This is a genomic window from Candidatus Pantoea multigeneris (assembly GCF_011752615.1).
Classification (GTDB): Bacteria; Pseudomonadota; Gammaproteobacteria; order Enterobacterales; family Enterobacteriaceae; genus Pantoea; species Pantoea multigeneris.
Genome location: NZ_VWXF01000014.1, coordinates 12,889 through 31,320, shown reverse-complemented (window position 1 = coordinate 31,320; position 18,432 = coordinate 12,889). Strand labels below are relative to the sequence as shown.

Here is an 18,432-nt window from a genome sequence, read left to right as displayed (position 1 = left end):
ATTTACCTCGTCGCCAACACCCCCTGTTTTTATTTAAAAACAGCGCATTCATCACTGCATAAATATTAAAAACCATCACCGTCGTTAAAATAACTTCGAGGTAAAATATGACTATTGAAAATACTCCACAAACGATGACATTACGATCGTGGCTTGCTCTGTTTATCCTGGCACTTTCCACCTTTACTATAGTGACGACTGAACTCGCGCCCGTTGGTTTATTAACACCGATCGCTGAGGGTTTGAACGCGTCCGAATCAGCAGTAGGCATGACCGTTTCACTTTACGCCTGGGTTGGTGCGTTAAGCGCACTTTTTGCCTCGGTATTTCTGGGCAATGTCGCTAAAAAACGCCTTTTGCTAACGTTAACCATCGTGCTATTTCTCTCTAACGTCTTCGCCGCCACGGTGAATACTTACTCAATGCTACTTGCAGCGCGAATTATTGGTGCGTTAGCACATGGCGCATTCTGGGCGATGATTGGTGCGGCTGCGGTTGCTATGGTACCGGCTAAATATGTGGGTGCTGCAACCTCTATTGTGTTTGGTGGTGTTTCCGCTGCCAGCGTATTCGGTGTCCCCGTTTCAAACTTTATTGGCATTCACTTTGGCTGGAGACAAGCATTCTGGTTGATGGCAGTACTCAGCGTCATCGCTTTTATAGGTATCACGATACTGATTCCGCAAATTAACAGCAAAAGTTCGATTGGATTTGCTGCACTGAAAAGCGTATTTAAATCCTCTACATTGTGGAAAATTTACTCTGCCACGCTGTTGGCCGTAACTGCGCACTTTGCCGCCTTCACCTACATTGAGCCGTGGTTGAATACACAAGCGGCCTTGGGGAAATCAATCATCCCGATGGTGCTGTTTTTTTACGGTATTGCCGGACTGGTTGGCAACTTCCTCACCGGTCTGGTGATCGACAAATATCTCAAACCCACCGTCTCCATTTCAGTCTTGCTGATTGGTGCAGTGCTGCTGTTTCTTGGATTATCGGGTTCTACCCTCTCAGGTACCGCAGTCTTTGCCTCAATCATCATCTGGGGTGTGGCAATTTCAGGAATCTTTGTAGGTTTCCAGACCTGGGTACTACGTATGGCGGAGGATAAAGTTTTCCCAGCTTCAGCGGTTTACGTTTCATTTTTCAATACGGCAATTGGCGTTGGAGCATCAGTGGGCGCATGGATAGTTTCCGCCTATTCTCTTCCGATGCTGTATCGCGTTGCGGGTACGGCGATTGCGCTTTCTGTGCTGCTGGTCGCTGTCATTCCTGCCAAAGTTAAGCGCGTGGAAAACACGGTGCTCGCACCAAGACACTGATCAATGGATAAAAAAATCCGTAATCCTTAAGAGATTACGGATTTTTGCACTCTGGCTTCTTTTTTACCTGTCTGGCTTATCCGTCAGGCATTAACGCCTTTCATTCCTTCCGCAGAGTAGCGCCCACCTTTAATTTCAACGCGATGATGAATGCCATTCAGCAACGCAATATCTTTATCTTCGAGGGTAATCTCTGCCGCTTGTGCATTTTCTACCAGATAATCTGTATGTTTGGTGCCGGGAATTGGCACTAATTTCTCATACTGAGCCAGCAGCCAGGCGATGGCTATCTGGCCTGGGGTGCAGTGATATTTCTCCGTCAGAGGGCGAATAGCCTCCAGCAGCTGAGCGTTATGATCGAGGTTGGACTGTACGAAGCGGTCGTTGTGTTTGCGGAAATCCCCATCGGCAAAATCACTGTTTTTTAGGTACTTGCCGGTTAAAAAGCCCCGGCCTAATGGCGAGTAAGGCACCAGCCCAATATCCAGTTCTTTTACCGTGGGCAGAATGTCGTCTTCAATGTCACGCGTCCAGAGTGAATACTCTGTTTGTAGCGCAGTGACGGGATGCACCGCATACGCTCGACGAAGTGTTGCGGCCGAGACTTCACACAGACCAATATGTTTAATTTTACCCTGCTGGACCAGTTGCTTCAGACACGCCATGCTCTCTTCAATCGGTGTCTCATGGTTAATCCGGTGAAGGTAGAACAGGTCAATGCATTCTACGCCAAGGCGTTTAAGTGATTCATTACAGCAGCGGGTAATATAATCGGGTTGATTAATGATGGTTCGCGCGTAAGCGTCATCAGGTGAACGGAATACTCCACACTTGGTCGCAATTTTAAACTGCTCTCGCGTTGCCTTATCAAGGCGTGCAAGAAAGTGACCAATAAGACGCTCATTGTGGCCCCGGCCATACTGGTCGGCGGTATCAATGAAATTAATATCTAAATCCACCAGCTTATGTAAGAGCTGCAAGGATGCCGCGTCATCTGTGTCGCCATAAAACTCGCTCAAGCCCATGGCGCCATAGCCGATGGCACTCACACTAAGATTTTGGGATAAGTTTCGGGTACGCATAGTTTCTCCTGTTTTCAGAAAGACTATTGTTCCACCCCTATGACGGTTTCTGAATTTCCAGTTTTGTGATACAGAAAAGGTATTAATACACGCCTTCGTTGTTTTGGCTTTTTTAAAAAAGAACAGGTTAGCCGACAAAATGGCGAGCATCACCTGTTCGGCGATCAGGATTAATTACGGTTTAACAGGCAAATAGTAATAGCTGGTTTCAAAAGGCCGTAGTCGGCGGATAGCCTCAGGCTTAGGTGGCACCGGATAATTGCTGAGCAACACCTGCCACTCGGCTGCTTCGACATGAACCTGAAAACGCTGGGTTTCTGCCGTCATATTGCCGACCACTAACAGCGTTTGCCCCTGCCAGCGGCGCTGGTAACACCAGACCGCAGCATGTTGCGGCTGGAGATCCTGATAGTTTCCCAGCGTCAGAATGGCGTAACGCTTACGCAGCGCAATCAGCCGCTGATAGGTGTAATACACCGACTCATCATCCGCCAGCGCCGCCTGCACATTGACCTGCTGTACGTTATCCGCCAGCGGTAGCCAGGGAATGCCTGTGGTGAATCCAGCTTGCTCACTGCTTTCCCACTGCATCGGTGTGCGGCTGTTATCACGCGATTTACTGGCCAGTATCGCCAGAATCTCACTCTCCGCCTGCCCGGCGGCCAGCCATGCAGCATGGATGTTGCGGCTCTCCACATCCTGGTACTGATCAATCCGGCTGTAGTGCGGATTGGTCATCCCAATCTCTTCACCCTGATAGATAAACGGCGTTCCCTGCATACCATGCAGTAACATTGCCCAACATTTTGCTGCCGTACTGCGGTGTTCGCCATCATCCCCAAAGCGTGACACGATGCGTGGCTGATCGTGGTTACACCAGAACAGCGCGCTCCAGGCGATGCCGCACATGCCCTGCTGCCACTGGGCAAACAGTTGTTTGAGGGCAATATAATCGGGTGCAGCCAGCGCCCATTTATTGCCCGCCGGATAGTCCACCTTGAGATGATGGAAGTTAAACGCCATCGACAGCTCTTGTGCGGTATGTGCAGCATAGCGCTGGCAGCGCGCTAGCGAAGTTGAGGACATCTCTCCTACCGTCATCAAGCCTCGTGGCGCAAACACCTCACGGTTAAACTCCTGCAAAAACTCATGGATACGTGGCCCGTCAGTGTAAAAACTGCGCCCATCACCGCCCTCAATGTCATCGTGAAAATCTTGCTGCTTCGACACCAGGTTAATCACATCCAGCCGCAAGCCATCGACCCCTTTATCGGCCCAGTAGTGGCATACCGATTTCAGTGCCGCACGCACCAGCGGATTTTCCCAGTTGAGATCGGCCTGCTCCGGCGCGAACAGGTGAAGATAGTAACTCTGACGCTTCTCGCTCCACGCCCAGGCACTCCCACCAAACTTGGACTGCCAGTTATTGGGTGGCGCATCGGGTGAGCCTTTACGCCAGATATAAAAATCAACCCACGGAAACTCGCCATTCTCGGCACGCTGGAACCACTCGTGCTGGGTGGAGGTGTGGTTAAACACCATATCGAGAATAATGCGCAAGCCACGTTGATGGGCCTGAGTGACCAGTTGTTCAAACGCTTCGAGCGTGCCAAACATCGGATCTATCGCGTAATAGTCCGCCACGTCATAACCATTATCGACCTGCGGCGAGGTAAAAAAGGGAGTGATCCACAGTGCGTCCACGCCCAGCGCGCTGAGGTAATCCAGCCGTTGCGTAATCCCTGCGAGATCGCCAATGCCACTGCCGGTACTGTCCTGAAAACTCCTGGGATAGATTTGATAAACGGTGGCCGTACGCCACCAGGGCAATGCTGCGAGAGCATGACTTTCCTGCATTATGCTGGCTCCTGCTGGGCTTGTACTGCGGCTGATTTAAGATTGCGGCGGAACAGAATGATGGTCAGCAACATCGGCACCAGAATCGCCACCAGCATGGCAACAGCAAACACTGACCAGAAAGCGGGCTGGATTGAGAGAATACCTGGAATACCGCCAACGCCGATCCCGTTCGCTAAGACCTGATTCAGGCCACAGATGAAACCGGCCAGGGCAGCACCGATCATCGCACACAGCATCGGATAGCGATATTTCAGGTTCACGCCGTACATGGCCGGTTCCGTCACACCCAGCCACGCGGAGATGGCTGCTGGCACCGTGAGTTCACGTTCACGGCGATCGGGGTTGGCGATGATGATACCCACCACAGCAGCGCCCTGAGCGATATTGGAGAGTGCAATGACAGGCCACACGGGTGTGCCTCCGATGGACTGAATCATCTGCATATCAATCGCCAGCGTGGTCTGATGAACGCCGGTAATCACCATTGGCGCATAAAAGAAACCAAACAGCGCCGTTCCCACCGGAGCAAAACTGCCGGTCATCGTCTGGCGGATAACAAACGCCAGACCTTCACCCACCGCGCGTCCGGCGGGGCCAATCAGGCTGTGGGCTAAAAACACCGCGATCAAGAGTGACGTGACAGGCACCACCACCAACGTCAATGAGGCTGGCACCCACTGCCTGAGCCTGCGTTCGATGAAGGCCAGCGCCAGCCCAGCAAACAGTGCCGGAATCACCTGCGCCTGGTAGCCTACCCGTTCAATCTGGAACAACCCGAAATCCCATACGGCAGGTGCTTCACTGCCTAGCAGATAAGCATTCATGAGTTGAGGTGAAACCAGCGTGATACCCAGCACGATACCCAGAATGGGCGAAGTCCCCATTTTGCGCGCGACAGACCAGCAAATACCGACGGGTAAATAGAAGAAGATGGCTTCGCCGACTAGCCACAAGAAATCATACAACCCTTGAATACCGGGCCAGGATTGTACCAGGGTCTTTCCGTCACTAAAGACCACATCCCCCAATACATTACGAATGCCAAGAATCAGGCCGCCACTTATTAATGCCGGTAACAGTGGGAAAAATATCTCAGCGAAGTGCGACAACAAAGCCTCATGTGGCTTCATGTTACTTCTCGCTGCTGATTTAATATCTCCGGATTCTTGATGGGATATATTTAGCTGTTTAATTAACGCATGATAGTAATTATCGACATCAACCCCGATGATCACCTGGAACTGTCCAGCGTTAGCAAAACAGCCTTTGATGCCTGCTAACTGGCGGATAGCCTCTGGATTGGCTTGTTCTGGCCGGTGCAACACGAATCGCAGCCGCGTAATGCAGTGAGAGAGTGAAGCTACGTTCTCTTTCCCGCCTACCAGTGTAATAAGCTCATGGATTATTTTATTATCAACTTTGCTCATGAAATCCCTTAGTGTGCTAAAAAACAACAGCTAAAAATAATAAACAGCACGGGATTTATGTCGACAAAAATATCTCTTTAAGTTATCGCAGATCACAAAAAAAGCAATAAACAAACAACGTTAAATAAATAAAAACCTGACGATGATCCAACTAATTAAATTAACGTGTTTAAGTAAATAGAAAAGCTAATTATATAAAAAACCCTGTAATTCATCGCGAATTACAGGGTTGATTTCAGGCAATGGTATTACGCAAACGCCCGATTTTTTCAATCTCAACTTCGATCACATCACCCGAGAACATAAACAGTGGTGGGGTACGTTTTTTACCTACGCCACCCGGTGAACCGGTGATGATCACGTCGCCCGGTGAGAGAGGGCTGAACGCTGAGATATACTCAATGATACTGGCAACTTTGTGCACCATACTGCCGGTGGTGTCGTTCTGCACTTCGCGACCGTTCAGGAAGGTTTTAATTGCTAACTGCTGCGGATCGCCAATCGCATCCGCCGTGGTCATCCAGGGACCGAAACCACCGGTTTGCGGCCAGTTTTTCCCGGCGGTAAACCAGGTGAACTGCATGTCACGTACGGTGGCATCCATAAAGCAGCTGTAACCGGCAACCACGTCCAGCGCATCTTCGGCTTTCACTGCGTGTGCGGGTTTACCGATGATGACGGCTAACTCGCCTTCAAAATCGAACTCTTGCGTGACTTCCGGTTTTAACAACTTAGCTTCGTGGCCTGCCAGAGAATCGGCAAAGCGGATGAACAGCGTGGGTGCATCCTGGGTTTCTGCAAACTCTTTGCGCTTATCGGCGTAGTTCATGCCGACACAGAACACCTTACCTGGGTTTTCAATCACCGGCAGGAGACGCACTGCAGAAAGGGGGTAATCAGCGGGTTGTTTTGCCAACCCGGCGAGGTCGCCTAAGCCATTACGTGCAAGCAGGGTTTTCAGGTCTGGACAGTCGCTACCGAAGCGCGCGCCAAGGTCCACAATCCCCTCTTCTACTACGATACCAAAACTCTTCGTTGCCTGGTCTAAATGATAAAAACTGCAAAGCTGCATTACTGCCTCATTATGGATTTCGAAAATCGCGCGCAGGGTAACAAAACTGGCGCAAAAAATCGGCATCTAAGCATTTTTTTTCGTTTCAAAGCACTTTTTGTTGTTAAGCCACCAGTGGAGGCAGCTGTCGGCGGGATATACAGCAGATTATCGCGCCCCCTTTGTGGGAACGCGATAAAGGGGGGAATCAGGCGAAGATGCCGAGATGTTCAGACAGGATAGTAAAACCAATCGCGATCAATACCACACCGCCCAGCACTTCAGCCCACTTACCCAGCACCGGGCCGATGAAGCGTCCAACCAGCACGCCGGTGGTCGCCATGACGGTGGTCGCCATGCCAATCATCAAAGCAGTAGTGACAATATTCACCTGCAGGAACGCCAGGCCCACGCCGACCGCCAGTGCATCAAGGCTGGTCGCTACGGCTGTCAGTGCCAGCACCATGAAGCCGTGGCTCTGCGGCGCTTCACAAGGCTCTCCTGCCGTTTGGCGCATACCTTCCATGATCATTCTGCCGCCCAGCACCGTCAGCAGAACAAAAGCCACCCAGTGATCCCAGGCCATGATGTAGCGACTCGCCATCAGGCCAATACCCCAGCCAATTAATGGCGTGAGCATTTCAATCACACCGAAGATCAATCCGGTACGGAAGGCTTCTTTCAGACCCGGGCGATGTAAGGCGGCACCTTTGCCCAGTGCTGCAGCAAAAGCATCCATCGACATGCCGAAGGCCAGAATCAGGGTGGCGATAAAAGTCATATGCATCCAATAGCGTTCACACGCGTCACAGCCTGCGTGATTCGCATATTTTTATGATTAACAAAAAGTGCGCGCAGTCTACCATGTGAAACCGCATAAAAAAAGACAGCAAAATCAGGGGTTTAAATATAGCAAAGGCTATAACTTTTACGCATGGCTAAATTTAGTGGCTAAGTTAGTGCTGTATAAGCATTTTTCAGGCCAGGTTAAACGCGGGATTGAAGCAATCGGAGGATTACCGGACAATACCCGCCTGGTGATTTGGGAAGATAAGTATGAAAAATCCGTTAGAAACCCTCATTATTCCTGGTGGTATTCTGCTACTGGGCTTTCTCTCCGCGCTGCTTTTGCCTGCGCCGTCGTTTGGTCTGCAGATGGCAAAGCAGATCCAATCGACTTTGCACCTCCAGGATCTCAACCAGCTCTACACCATTATCTATTGCGTGTGGTTTCTCTTGATGGGCACGGTGGAGTTTTTCGTCATTCGCTTCCTGTGGCGGCGAAGCTCTGCGCGTTGAATGATCGGCAGCCGATGCCATAAGCCAGCACTTATGGCCCGGCGCTGCATGAGGCGAAGATTTTTGCCGCAAAAATGTAACATTATTTTTACACGACGCCCAAAAAAGCCCCGTTTCTGTGAAAGCGCACGATTTCACCACGCAACAAATAGTTAACATTTTCAGCCAGTTAAACAGACTGAGATTTTTTCTGTTGTCCGCCTCTTCTCTCTGTTATGACGCATTTATGCAACATTTTTACGTCATAACCTCCTGAGTTAGCGCTAAAAATTCCCTTATGACAGCGCGGGCGGGATGATTAATTCTTATGCTGAATCATTTCCGCCTTTAAAAAATAAACAAACGTTTAAATCCAATGCGAGAATGTTATATTCGACAGCTATAGCATAACGTGCAGTTACGTTATCACCCCTTAACAGAACCTGAGTCTTAACCTTTGAGAAATAGCTTCACACGCCCTGCAGAAGCGTGACTATTTCGCCTGCGATTCTGTTGAGTATCAGGTCAACAGGAGAGGAGATCTCGCCTCATGAGCAATACTGCTGTAAATCTGCCGCTGGCAATGAGTGTGGCTGCGGGCCGCGTTCAGGAAAGAAAAGAAGTCGATGTGTTGTTGATCGGCGCAGGCGTAATGAGTGCCACCCTGGGGACCTGGTTACAGGACCTGGAACCCGACTGGACCATTGAAATGGTCGAGCGGTTGGACATCATTGCTGAAGAGTCCTCTAACGGCTGGAATAATGCCGGGACCGGTCACGCCGCACTGGCTGAGCTGAACTATACGCCGCAGAATGCGGATGGCACGATTGATATCAGCAAAGCCGTTGCGATCAACGAGTCTTTCCAGATCTCACGCCAGTTCTGGGCTTACCATGTTCAGAAAGGCAATTTGCATACACCGCGCAGCTTTATCAACAGTACGCCGCATATGAGCTTCGTCTGGGGTGATGATAACGTTTCGTTCCTACGCAAACGTTTTGATGCGCTGCAAAAAAGTACCCTGTTCCGTGGAATGCACTTCTCGGATGATGCGGACAAAATCCGTGACTGGATCCCGCTGGTGATGAATGGCCGTGAGCCTGGCCAGAAAGTGGCTGCCACCTGGACCGAGATGGGCACCGATGTGAACTTTGGTGAAGTGACGCGCCAGCTGATCGCTTCATTAGAGAAAAAAGAGAATTTCCGCCTGCAACTCCGTCAGGAAGTGCGTGATATTACACGCCTGAACGATGGCCGCTGGCAGGTGAAGCTGCACAATCTGACCACCAACAGCTCACGCACACTGATTGCCCATAAACTGTTTATCGGTGCTGGCGGTGCCGCGCTGCCTCTGCTGCAGAAATCAGGCATTCCTGAAGTGCAGGGTTACGCGGGTTTCCCAGTGGGTGGCTCATTCCTGGTAACGGAAAACCCGGAAGTGGTGCAGCAACATATGGCGAAGGTCTACGGCAAAGCCAGCGTGGGCGCGCCGCCGATGTCAGTCCCACACGTCGATACGCGCGTGCTGGATGGCAAGCAAGTGCTGCTGTTTGGCCCGTTTGCGACCTTCTCAACCAAATTCCTGAAACAAGGCTCACTGCTGGATATGTTCAGCTCGCTGAACGGCGGCAACCTGTTCCCAATGGTGCAGGTCGGTCTGAAGAATTTCGATTTGGTGAAATATCTGGTTGAACAGGTACTGCAAAACGATAACGACCGCCTGGAAGCCCTGCGCGCGTATGTCCCACAAGCGAAAGCAGAGGACTGGCGTCTGGTGACGGCAGGCCAGCGTGTGCAGATCATCAAGAAAGATGGCAAACAGGGTGGCGTATTGCGCCTCGGAACCGAAGTTGTGACCTCGAATGATGGTTCAATTTCCGCACTGCTGGGCGCTTCGCCGGGTGCCTCAACCGCCGCGCCAATTATGTTAGAACTGCTGCAGAAGATGTGCCCTGAGCAGATGAAGTCACCCGAGTGGCAGACTCGTATTCGTGCGGTGATCCCTTCATGGGGTCGTAAGCTGAATGGTGATGTCGCGCTGACGGAGAAAGTGCTGGCGGATACCAGTCGCGTATTGCAGTTGACCTATGCTCCGGTCACGCCAACTGCCGCTAACGATGAAGCACGCGAAACGGCGCACGTTGTGGGAAAGTAAAACCCTGACGGCACGTAATCAGCCCGGCCTGTGCCGGGCTTTTTTATGTCCGTCAGAGCAGGGCAAGCGCATCACTCAGCATCCAACCGGTGGTCGCCACCAATGACAACGCCATTACGCCATTAAACAGCCGCCGTTTTGCGGCACTTTGCAGATGGACTCGCAGGCGGTCGCCCATCACTGCCCATACCAGGATGCAGGGCAGGTTCAGCAACATAAACCCGATCATCACCGTGAACAGCCCACTGCTGGCGCTGTACAACAGCGCGACATTGCTCGCCATTAGCCAGGCTTTCGGGTTGATGGCCTGAAAACAAGCGCTACCGAGCAACGTCATCGGACGGGCTTCAGCATTTTCCTGTGGCGCACCCGCACGCCATAACTTCCACGATAACCACAGGAGATAGCTACATCCCGCCAGCGTCAGGGGGAGGCGAATAGAGGACATCCAGTGCAGTAATACCTCCAGCGCCACACCGGCCAACACCGTCTGTACCGCGCAGCCCAGCAAAATGCCAAACACCATGGGTAGCGTACGACGCAGACCAAAGTTCACGCCGGAGGTCGCCAGCAGCAAATTGTTTGGCCCTGGGGTGATCGACATGACGGTGACGTAACTGAAAAATGAGGGATCAAGCATGGTCTGGCTCCTGTTTAGCAACTCAGGCCATGCTAAAGCGCAAAAGACAATGGTAACAGAGACACAATTATCCTATTGTAATGGTTACAGTTTCTCTAATTTTAAATTGTACCCATTCAAGTCGGAGGCTATTGTGTCCGTTGCCCTCAGCAGTGACCCACTATACCAACAGTTGGCCGAGCATTTTGCTACCGCCATCCACCAGGGCACGCTTAAACCCGGTAAACGCCTGCCGGCTATTCGGCGCGTCGCGCAATCTCACCAGGTGAGTGTGAATACCGTGATCAGCGCCTGGCAGATGCTGGAAGATCGTGGGCTGATTGAGTCACGCCCTCAGTCGGGCTACTACGTCCGTGGCGTTCTGCCTGAAGTCACGCGCAACAGTAAACACAAAACGAAAATCAAGGCACCGGCCAGCGAGAAACTGGATCTGATTGAGCAGGTCTTTGCCGCACAAAACCATCCCGACTACACCAATATCTCCCTTGCTTGCCCACAGGATGCCGATCTCTATCCGGCGGCAAAACTGGGGCGTATTTCTGCTGCTCTGCTGCGGCGTAATCCTGGCATCATCGGGCGCTACGCGCTTCCGCCAGGTAGTGAGCACTTACGGGAGGAGATTGCACGCCGGGCTCTACATGCCGGAATGCGGCTCAATACCGATGAGATCACCCTCACCCACGGCTGTATGGAGGCTTTACAACTGGCGCTGCGGGCGGTCGCGAAGCCCGGAGACTGTATTGGGCTGGAATCCCCCACCTACTTCTTCTTGTTCCCCTTGCTGGCCTCGCTGGGGCTGAAAGCGTTGGAAATCCCTACCGATCCGCAAGACGGGCTGGCGCTGGATGCACTGGAACTGCTGCTACGTGAGAATCGTATTCAGGCACTGATTGCGATGCCAAGCGCGCAGAACCCGCTGGGTTGCTGCATGCCGCTGGAGAATAAGCGTCGTCTCGCTAAGTTGGTAAGCACTTACAAAGTTCCTTTAATCGAAGACGGATTGTATGACGAGTTGCAGTTTGACTGGCCGCTCTCTCCGGCGGTCAAAGCGTTTGATCGTGAGGGTTGGGTCATTTACTGCACCAGCTTTACCAAAACCGTCGCCCCCGATTTTCGTATCGGCTGGACCGCAGCAGGACGTTTTCATCAGGAGATTGCCCGGCTAAAGGCAGTCTCTTCCATGGCAGAGTCCATGCTGCTGTCAGAGACGCTGGCACAGTTCCTTGCCAGTGGCGGCTACGATCACCACCTACGTAAGCTGCGCCGCCGCTATGCAGCGAATCTGGATGAAGCGCGCGGGCTGATTGCGCGTCACTTTCCACAAGGCACCCGCGCTACCCTGCCGCGCGGTGGCTTTGTGTTTTGGGTTGAGCTACCGGGTGATGTCGATACGGTGGCGCTCTTTCAGCGGCTGCTACAAGAGCAAATTTGCCTGACGCCCGGTGCGCTCTATTCGCTGAGCCATCGCTTTGATCATGCATTAAGGCTCTCTTGCTGCTATCCCTTTAATGAGCGCTATGTCTGGGCAATTAAACGCACTGGCGCACTGGCCTGTGAAATGAGTGGTTTGCCACCCGGCCAGGATTAAGGCGTACCGTTACGGCCCCAGCGCGTGTAACCCGCGCGATGCGTGAGCAGCTCGTAGTAGCGACGCACCGCCGGATAATCAGGATGGTCGAGCGGCGTTTCAAACCAGCGGTTCACCGCCAGACCAATGGGGATATCCGCCAGCGTGAACTCCTGGCCGGTAATGTAGCGCCCGGATTTGGTCAGCTGCTGGTTAAGAATACCCATGGTGTGCGACCAGCCCTTGCAGGCTGCCGCCAGCAAACGCGGGTCCTGATGTGCCGGTGAGTTACGCACCAGAGACATAAACGCATAGCGCCATGAGGTATTGAGCTCGGTGGCTTGCCAGTCGATCCACTGATCGACCACTGCCCGCTCCTGCGGTGCCAACGGATAGAGCCAACTACCGTAATAGCGATTACAGAGGTAGCGCAAAATGGTATTCGATTCCCACAGCACAAAGCCGTCGTCTTCAATCACGGGGATCATGGCGTTGGGGTTCAGAGCAAGAAAAGCAGGTGAATGGGTCGAAGCAAAACCTTCTCCCCAGTCTTCGCGTTCAAAATCCAGCTCCAGTTCGTCACAGAGCCAGAGCACTTTACGCACGTTAATTGAGGAGGCGCGTCCGAGAATTTTTAGCATTGATAGCAAGCTCCTGTTGCCGTTTCCTTGCTTCATTCTTAGCCGCGTTAAACCCCAGATGCAATGGTTGTTGTCCAATAAACCGCTTTAAAGGAGTAACAATGCAAGTCGCGTTTAAACAAGTGGATGTCTTCAGCAGCACGCCGTTCAAAGGTAACCCGCTGGCCGTGATTTTGGATGCACAAAGTCTGGATGATAGCCAACTGGCGGCCATTGCCCGCTGGACCAATTTGTCGGAAACGACCTTTGTACTGCCCGCCAGCGACCCGGCGGCAGACTATTTTGTGCGTATTTTCACACCCGATGGTGAATTGCCCTTCGCCGGGCATCCCACGCTTGGCACCGCACATGCCCTGCTCGAAGCCGGTATCACGCCGAAAACGCCGGGTAAGTTAGTGCAACAGTGCGGGGTTGGTCTGGTGGATATTGCCATCGCGGAGAGTGGTGCCCTCGCCTTTGCCGCGCCACAGGCCGTATTAACCCCGTTTGACGATGCGTTACTCAGCAATGCCCTCAACAGCGATGCGTTTGACACCTCCCGCCCGGTCATGGTGGCGGATATGGGCATTCGCTGGTTAGTCGTCCCGCTGGAGAGCGCTGAAGCCGTGCGTGCAGTGCGCGCTGATGCCAGCGATCTGGCTCGCCTGATGAAACACGCCGGGGTGAACGGCGTCATGCCGTTTGGCCCACTGCCAGCCGGTGAGGCAGAGCAGTTTGAAGTACGCGCTCTGCTGATTGAGAACGGCAGCCTGTGCGAAGATCCGGTAACGGGCAGCGCCAATGCCTGTCTGGCACGCTACTTCGCCGCACTGGGCCAGACGCAAGATTACTTCGCTCGCCAGGGCAGCGTTATCCAGCGCGAAGGACGCATTCAGGTGAACTTCACGCCTGAAGCTATCTGGATTGGTGGGCAGACGGTGACGGTGATCAACGGGGCTATCGAGCTATAAACAGGACCGGCATCAGGGCACACCTGATGCCGGTTTATCGCATTACAGTGACTGGCCGCCAGAAGCTTCAATGCGTTGTGCGGTGATCCAGCTGGTTTCATCACTGAGGATGGCGCTGATGGCATCACCGATATCATCCGGTAATCCCACGCGGCCCAGTGCCGTCAGCGAGGCAATCTGCTCGTTCAGCGCTTTAGTATCACGCACGCGTCCACCACCGAAATCCGTTTCAATCGCGCCGGGAGCCAAAATGTTGACGCGAATACCGCGTTCACCCAGCTCTTTTGCCTGATAGCGCGTCAGGACTTCCATCGCACCTTTGATTGATGCATAAGTCCCGGAACCTGGCAGCGTCATGCGGGTTAATCCGCTGGAGATATTAAGGATACGGCCACCCTCGATAATCAGCGGGAGCAGCGTCTGCGTCAGGAAGTATGGCCCCTTGAAATGGACGTTAACCAGCGCATCAAACTCCTCTTCCGTGGTCTCTGCCAGCAATTTATAGTGACCGTGACCGGCGTTGTTCACTAAATAATCAAAGCTGTCACGCTGCCAGTGATTTTGCAGCGTCGTTTTGACCTGCTGGCCAAACTCCGCAAACTGGCGAATGTCGCCCACATCCAGCTGTAGCGCCACTGCCCGGGCTCCCAGCGCTTCAATCTCTTTCACCACCGCCTGGGCTTCTTCAGCATGACTGCGGTAGGTAAACAGAATATCTACGCCCTTGGCGGCCAGTTTTAGCGCCCCATTCTTGCCTAAACCACGGTTTCCGCCGGTAATTAACGCAATTTTATGACTCATGATTCGCCTCAGTTGGAAAATTGAACACCCGATAAGGATATTCAATGCGAATTGATCTATAAACACAGGTAGATGCGCCGCACTGTTTCACTGATAACAACAATCGAGATCAGAGATGGATAAAATTCACGCAATGCAGGTGTTTGTAAGAGTAGCTGAAATGGGCAGCTTTACCCGCGCTGCGGAAAGTCTGGGATTACCTAAAGGCAGCGTATCGCGCCAGCTTCAGGCTCTGGAAAATCAGATGGGCACCCGCCTATTGCATCGCACCACTCGCCGGGTACAACTGACACAAGATGGCCTGGTCTACTATGATCGCTGCCTCGACTTGCTGGCGATGCTGGATGACGTAGACAGCCTGTTCCAGCACGATCCGGCGACACTCAGTGGCAAGCTGCGGGTCGATATGTCTGTCGCCATGGCGACCACCACCATTTTGCCGCGCCTACCTGAGTTTTTGCAGCAGTATCCCGGCATTGAGCTGGAACTGAGTTGCAGTGATCGACAAGTGGATGTGGTGCGCGAAGGGTTTGACTGTGTCATCCGTGTGGGTGAGCTGAAAGATTCCGGCCTGATTGCGCGAAAAATTGGCACCCACACCCTGATCAACTGCGCCAGCCCTGGCTATCTTTCTCGCTTCGGGATGCCCACCCGGTTAGAGGATTTGTCGCAGCACGCGATGGTGCATTACGCTCAACAGTTGGGGCAGCCCAATGCCGGATTTGAATATTTTGACGGTAAGCAGTGTCATTACATTCATACTGGCGGCGTGCTGACGGTAAACAGCACCGAAACCTACCGTGCGGCCTGCATTGCCGGGCTGGGCATTATTCAGGTCCCTGCGGTGGGTATTCAGCCGCTGCTGGAGTCTGGCCAACTGGTGGAAGTCCTGCACCATTTCCCGGCCAAACCGATGCAGGTCTCGCTGCTGTATCCCCATCGCCGCAATGTGGCACGCCGCGTCCGCGTGTTTATGGAGTGGCTGGGACAAGTGCTGCAAGAGTATGTGACCTGAGTGACTATACTGAAGTGTGAACAATTAACAGGAAGATAAGTTGTAATGACGGATAAAGAGAAAACCGAAGAAAAACCGCTGATTGATATTAAAACCGGCCACGCCTCGGTAGATCGTTCAATCCGGCGCGTATCACGCTTTGCCAGTTGGTTCAGGGCGATTCCGGCGGTGGCCCATTTCCTGCGTGCCATCGATCGTTTTAACGATCGCCTTGGCAGCCAGTTTGGTGCGGCCATCACCTACTTCTCCTTTCTTTCGCTGATCCCGATTTTGATGGTGTCTTTTGCCGCCGTGGGATTTGTACTGGCCTCGAACCAGGATCTTTTAACTAATCTGATCAATAAGATCGTCAGTAGCATCAGCGATCCTACGCTGGCAAACACCCTCAAGAATACGGTGAATACGGCCATTCAACAGCGCGCTACCGTGGGATTAACCGGTTTATTGCTGGCGCTCTATTCCGGTATCAACTGGATGGGCAATCTGCGTGAAGCGGTGAGAGCGCAGTCGCGCGATGTGTGGGAGCGTAAACCCGACGATCAGGAGAAAATCTGGAAGAAATATGCGCGTGACCTGCTCTCTCTGCTGGGGCTGATGCTGGCCTTGGTGATCACGCTAACGCTGACTTCGGTGGCGGGTGCGGCGCAGGCAGCGATTGTTTCTGCATTAGGGCTGGATGGAATTGACTGGCTGCGTCCGGCGCTCACCACCATTGCGCTGACCATCTCCATCCTCGCTAACTATCTGCTGTTTTTGTGGATTTTCTGGATTTTACCGCGCCATAAACCGCGCAAAAAAGCGCTGTTTCGCGGTACGCTGCTGGCGGCTATCGGTTTTGAAGTGATTAAATTCATCATGACGCTGACGCTGCCGAAACTGGCTTCGTCGCCCTCAGGTGCCGCTTTTGGCTCCGTATTGGGTTTGATGGCCTTTTTCTACTTCTTCGCCCGTCTGACGTTGTTCTGCGCCGCATGGATAGCCACGGCAAAGTATAAAGACGATCCAGAACTACCGCAGCCCCATCAGGCAGAATATAAATCTAATGGCTAACTTTTATTTCGCCAAATACCAGAGTAATTCGCTATAAATCCCAGGTGAATCCCGGTCATCCGCCGGGATTCATTCATTAGCAAACATGATCGTCTTTTTCGGCGAAAAAGCCCGATTTAGCATGGTTTTCCGCCATTGAATGGTGCTATTGAGCTGCGTAGTATTCTGTTTCTCTATTTATAAATAAGAAACAATTATGCAAGCTTCCATCACAGAGTCACCCGAGAGAAAACACGACGAAACGCCGGTCAATTCGCGCGGAAAAGTGGTCGTGGCTTCTCTAATTGGCACCGCCATCGAATTTTTTGATTTCTATATTTACGCCACTGCGGCGGTCATCGTCTTCCCGCATATTTTCTTCCCACAGGGAGATGCAACGGTCGCTACGCTACAGTCACTGGCAACCTTTGCGATCGCCTTTGTAGCCCGTCCGATTGGTTCCGCGCTGTTTGGTCACTTTGGGGACCGCGTCGGGCGTAAAGCCACACTGGTCGCCTCGCTGCTAACGATGGGTATTTCTACCGTCGTGATTGGCCTGCTACCGAGTTATGACTCAATCGGTGTTGCCGCTCCGCTGCTGCTGGCGCTGGCTCGCTTTGGTCAGGGCTTAGGCCTGGGCGGCGAATGGGGTGGCGCAGCTTTGCTGGCGACCGAAAATGCCCCCGCGAAGAAACGTGCGCTGTATGGCTCCTTCCCACAGCTAGGCGCACCGATTGGCTTCTTCTTTGCCAACGGCACGTTTTTGCTGCTCTCGTGGCTGCTGACAGACACCCAGTTTATGCAATGGGGCTGGCGCGTGCCGTTCGTGCTCTCCGCCGTGCTGGTGATCATTGGCCTGTATGTTCGCGTTTCGCTGCATGAAAGCCCGGTATTTGCCAAAGTGCAGAAAGAGAACAAGCAGGTAAAAATGCCGATTGGCACGCTACTGAGCAAGCATTTGACCGCGACGATTCTCGGCACCTTTATCATGCTCGCAACCTATACCCTGTTCTACATTATGACCGTATATTCCATGAGTTATGGCACCGCGCCAGTCCCTCATGGTCTCGGCTTCTCACGTAATAGCTTCCTGTGGATGCTGATGGTGGCGGTGATTGGCTTTGGTGTGATGGTGCCGATTGCGGGCCTGCTGGCTGACCGCTTTGGTCGCCGCAAAACCATGATTATCATTACGCTGCTGATGATCCTGTTCTCATTCCTGTTCCCAAGCATGTTGGGTTCAGGCTCACAGCCACTGGTGATGATCTTCCTGCTGCTGGGTCTGAGCGTAATGGGCCTGACCTTCGGTCCGATGGGTGCCCTGCTGCCAGAGCTGTTCCCGACCGAAGTGCGTTATACCGGCGCATCATTCTCCTACAATCTGTCGTCTATTCTGGGTGCTTCTGTTGCGCCATATATCGCCAGTTGGTTAACGGCGAATTATGGCTTGCAGGCGGTGGGTTATTATCTGGCGTCGATGGCGGTACTCACGCTGATAGCGCTGATTGCCTGTAAAGAGACACGCCATCAGACGTTGTATGAAGCGGTATAATCGTTGCTGTTTGATGTGATGAAACCCGGCTTAGGCCGGGTTTTTTATTGGTGGGATGGGTG

Annotated in this window: 16 protein-coding genes; 8 read left to right on the top strand and 8 right to left on the bottom strand. The window is 52.6% G+C overall.

Going from position 1 to position 18,432, the window contains the following annotated elements; all coding sequences use genetic code 11:
* Positions 1-107: 107 nt before the first annotated feature.
* Complete coding sequence (locus tag F3J40_RS22365) at positions 108-1,322, top strand: MFS transporter (protein WP_167018177.1); 1,215 nt, start codon at positions 108-110, stop codon at positions 1,320-1,322.
* Between the two features lie 83 nt (positions 1,323-1,405).
* Here the strand turns inward: F3J40_RS22365 and F3J40_RS22360 are convergent, their stop codons facing one another.
* From F3J40_RS22360 to mntP, 5 genes are all read right to left on the bottom strand, one after another.
* Positions 1,406-2,404, bottom strand: coding sequence for an aldo/keto reductase (locus F3J40_RS22360; protein WP_167018175.1), 999 nt, complete (start codon positions 2,402-2,404; stop codon positions 1,406-1,408).
* A 174-nt stretch (positions 2,405-2,578) separates the two neighbouring features.
* The gene (gene treC / locus F3J40_RS22355; protein ID WP_167018173.1) at positions 2,579-4,261 is read right to left on the bottom strand and encodes an alpha,alpha-phosphotrehalase; all 1,683 of its coding nucleotides are present in this window, start codon (positions 4,259-4,261) and stop codon (positions 2,579-2,581) included.
* Positions 4,261-5,691 (bottom strand): PTS trehalose transporter subunit IIBC, encoded by a 1,431-nt coding sequence (gene treB, locus F3J40_RS22350; RefSeq protein WP_167018171.1) that lies wholly within the window; start codon positions 5,689-5,691, stop codon positions 4,261-4,263. The genes treC and treB overlap by 1 nt, the downstream gene beginning before the upstream one ends.
* 235 nt (positions 5,692-5,926) lie before the next feature.
* The gene (locus F3J40_RS22345; RefSeq protein WP_167018169.1) at positions 5,927-6,763 is read right to left on the bottom strand and encodes a fumarylacetoacetate hydrolase family protein; all 837 of its coding nucleotides are present in this window, start codon (positions 6,761-6,763) and stop codon (positions 5,927-5,929) included.
* 187 nt (positions 6,764-6,950) lie between these two features.
* The gene (gene mntP / locus F3J40_RS22340) at positions 6,951-7,523 is read right to left on the bottom strand and encodes a manganese efflux pump MntP (protein WP_167018167.1); all 573 of its coding nucleotides are present in this window, start codon (positions 7,521-7,523) and stop codon (positions 6,951-6,953) included.
* A 275-nt stretch (positions 7,524-7,798) separates the two neighbouring features.
* Between mntP and F3J40_RS22335 the strand changes: the two genes are divergently transcribed.
* Positions 7,799-8,041: a DUF1158 domain-containing protein gene (locus F3J40_RS22335; protein WP_017349903.1), complete on the top strand. Its 243-nt coding sequence runs from the start codon at positions 7,799-7,801 to the stop codon at positions 8,039-8,041.
* A 529-nt stretch (positions 8,042-8,570) separates the two neighbouring features.
* Positions 8,571-10,175 carry a malate dehydrogenase (quinone) gene (mqo, locus tag F3J40_RS22330; RefSeq protein ID WP_017349904.1) on the top strand — a complete coding sequence of 535 codons (1,605 nt, stop codon included), beginning with the start codon at positions 8,571-8,573 and terminating at the stop codon, positions 10,173-10,175.
* Between the two features lie 52 nt (positions 10,176-10,227).
* Here mqo and F3J40_RS22325 read toward each other — a convergent pair whose 3' ends face one another.
* The gene (locus tag F3J40_RS22325; protein ID WP_167018165.1) at positions 10,228-10,815 is read right to left on the bottom strand and encodes a LysE family translocator; all 588 of its coding nucleotides are present in this window, start codon (positions 10,813-10,815) and stop codon (positions 10,228-10,230) included.
* A 133-nt stretch (positions 10,816-10,948) separates the two neighbouring features.
* Here F3J40_RS22325 and F3J40_RS22320 point away from each other — a divergent pair, with 133 nt between their 5' ends.
* A complete protein-coding gene (locus F3J40_RS22320; RefSeq protein ID WP_026042871.1) occupies positions 10,949-12,403 on the top strand; it encodes an aminotransferase-like domain-containing protein in 1,455 nt (484 codons plus the stop codon).
* Here F3J40_RS22320 and F3J40_RS22315 read toward each other — a convergent pair.
* Positions 12,400-13,023, bottom strand: a complete 624-nt coding sequence (locus tag F3J40_RS22315) for a glutathione S-transferase family protein (protein WP_017349907.1) — start codon at positions 13,021-13,023, stop codon at positions 12,400-12,402. The genes F3J40_RS22320 and F3J40_RS22315 overlap by 4 nt on opposite strands.
* Positions 13,024-13,124: 101 nt before the next feature.
* On the opposite strand from F3J40_RS22315, the gene F3J40_RS22310 reads away from it, so the two are divergent.
* Entirely contained in the window at positions 13,125-13,973 is an 849-nt protein-coding gene (locus tag F3J40_RS22310; protein WP_167018163.1) for a PhzF family phenazine biosynthesis protein, read from the top strand.
* Between the two features lie 42 nt (positions 13,974-14,015).
* On the opposite strand, the gene F3J40_RS22305 is transcribed toward F3J40_RS22310, so the two are convergent.
* The gene (locus F3J40_RS22305; RefSeq protein WP_167018161.1) at positions 14,016-14,774 is read right to left on the bottom strand and encodes an SDR family NAD(P)-dependent oxidoreductase; all 759 of its coding nucleotides are present in this window, start codon (positions 14,772-14,774) and stop codon (positions 14,016-14,018) included.
* Between the two features lie 115 nt (positions 14,775-14,889).
* Between F3J40_RS22305 and F3J40_RS22300 the strand changes: the two genes are divergently transcribed.
* The 3 genes from F3J40_RS22300 to F3J40_RS22290 all read left to right on the top strand — a co-directional run bounded on the left by F3J40_RS22300 (position 14,890) and on the right by F3J40_RS22290 (position 18,370).
* Entirely contained in the window at positions 14,890-15,789 is a 900-nt protein-coding gene (locus F3J40_RS22300) for a LysR family transcriptional regulator (protein WP_026042872.1), read from the top strand.
* Positions 15,790-15,834: 45 nt separating this feature from the next.
* Complete coding sequence (gene yhjD, locus F3J40_RS22295) at positions 15,835-16,839, top strand: inner membrane protein YhjD (protein ID WP_167018159.1); 1,005 nt, start codon at positions 15,835-15,837, stop codon at positions 16,837-16,839.
* Positions 16,840-17,035: 196 nt separating this feature from the next.
* Complete coding sequence (locus tag F3J40_RS22290) at positions 17,036-18,370, top strand: MFS transporter (RefSeq protein WP_167018157.1); 1,335 nt, start codon at positions 17,036-17,038, stop codon at positions 18,368-18,370.
* The last annotated feature ends 62 nt before the right edge of the window (positions 18,371-18,432 follow it).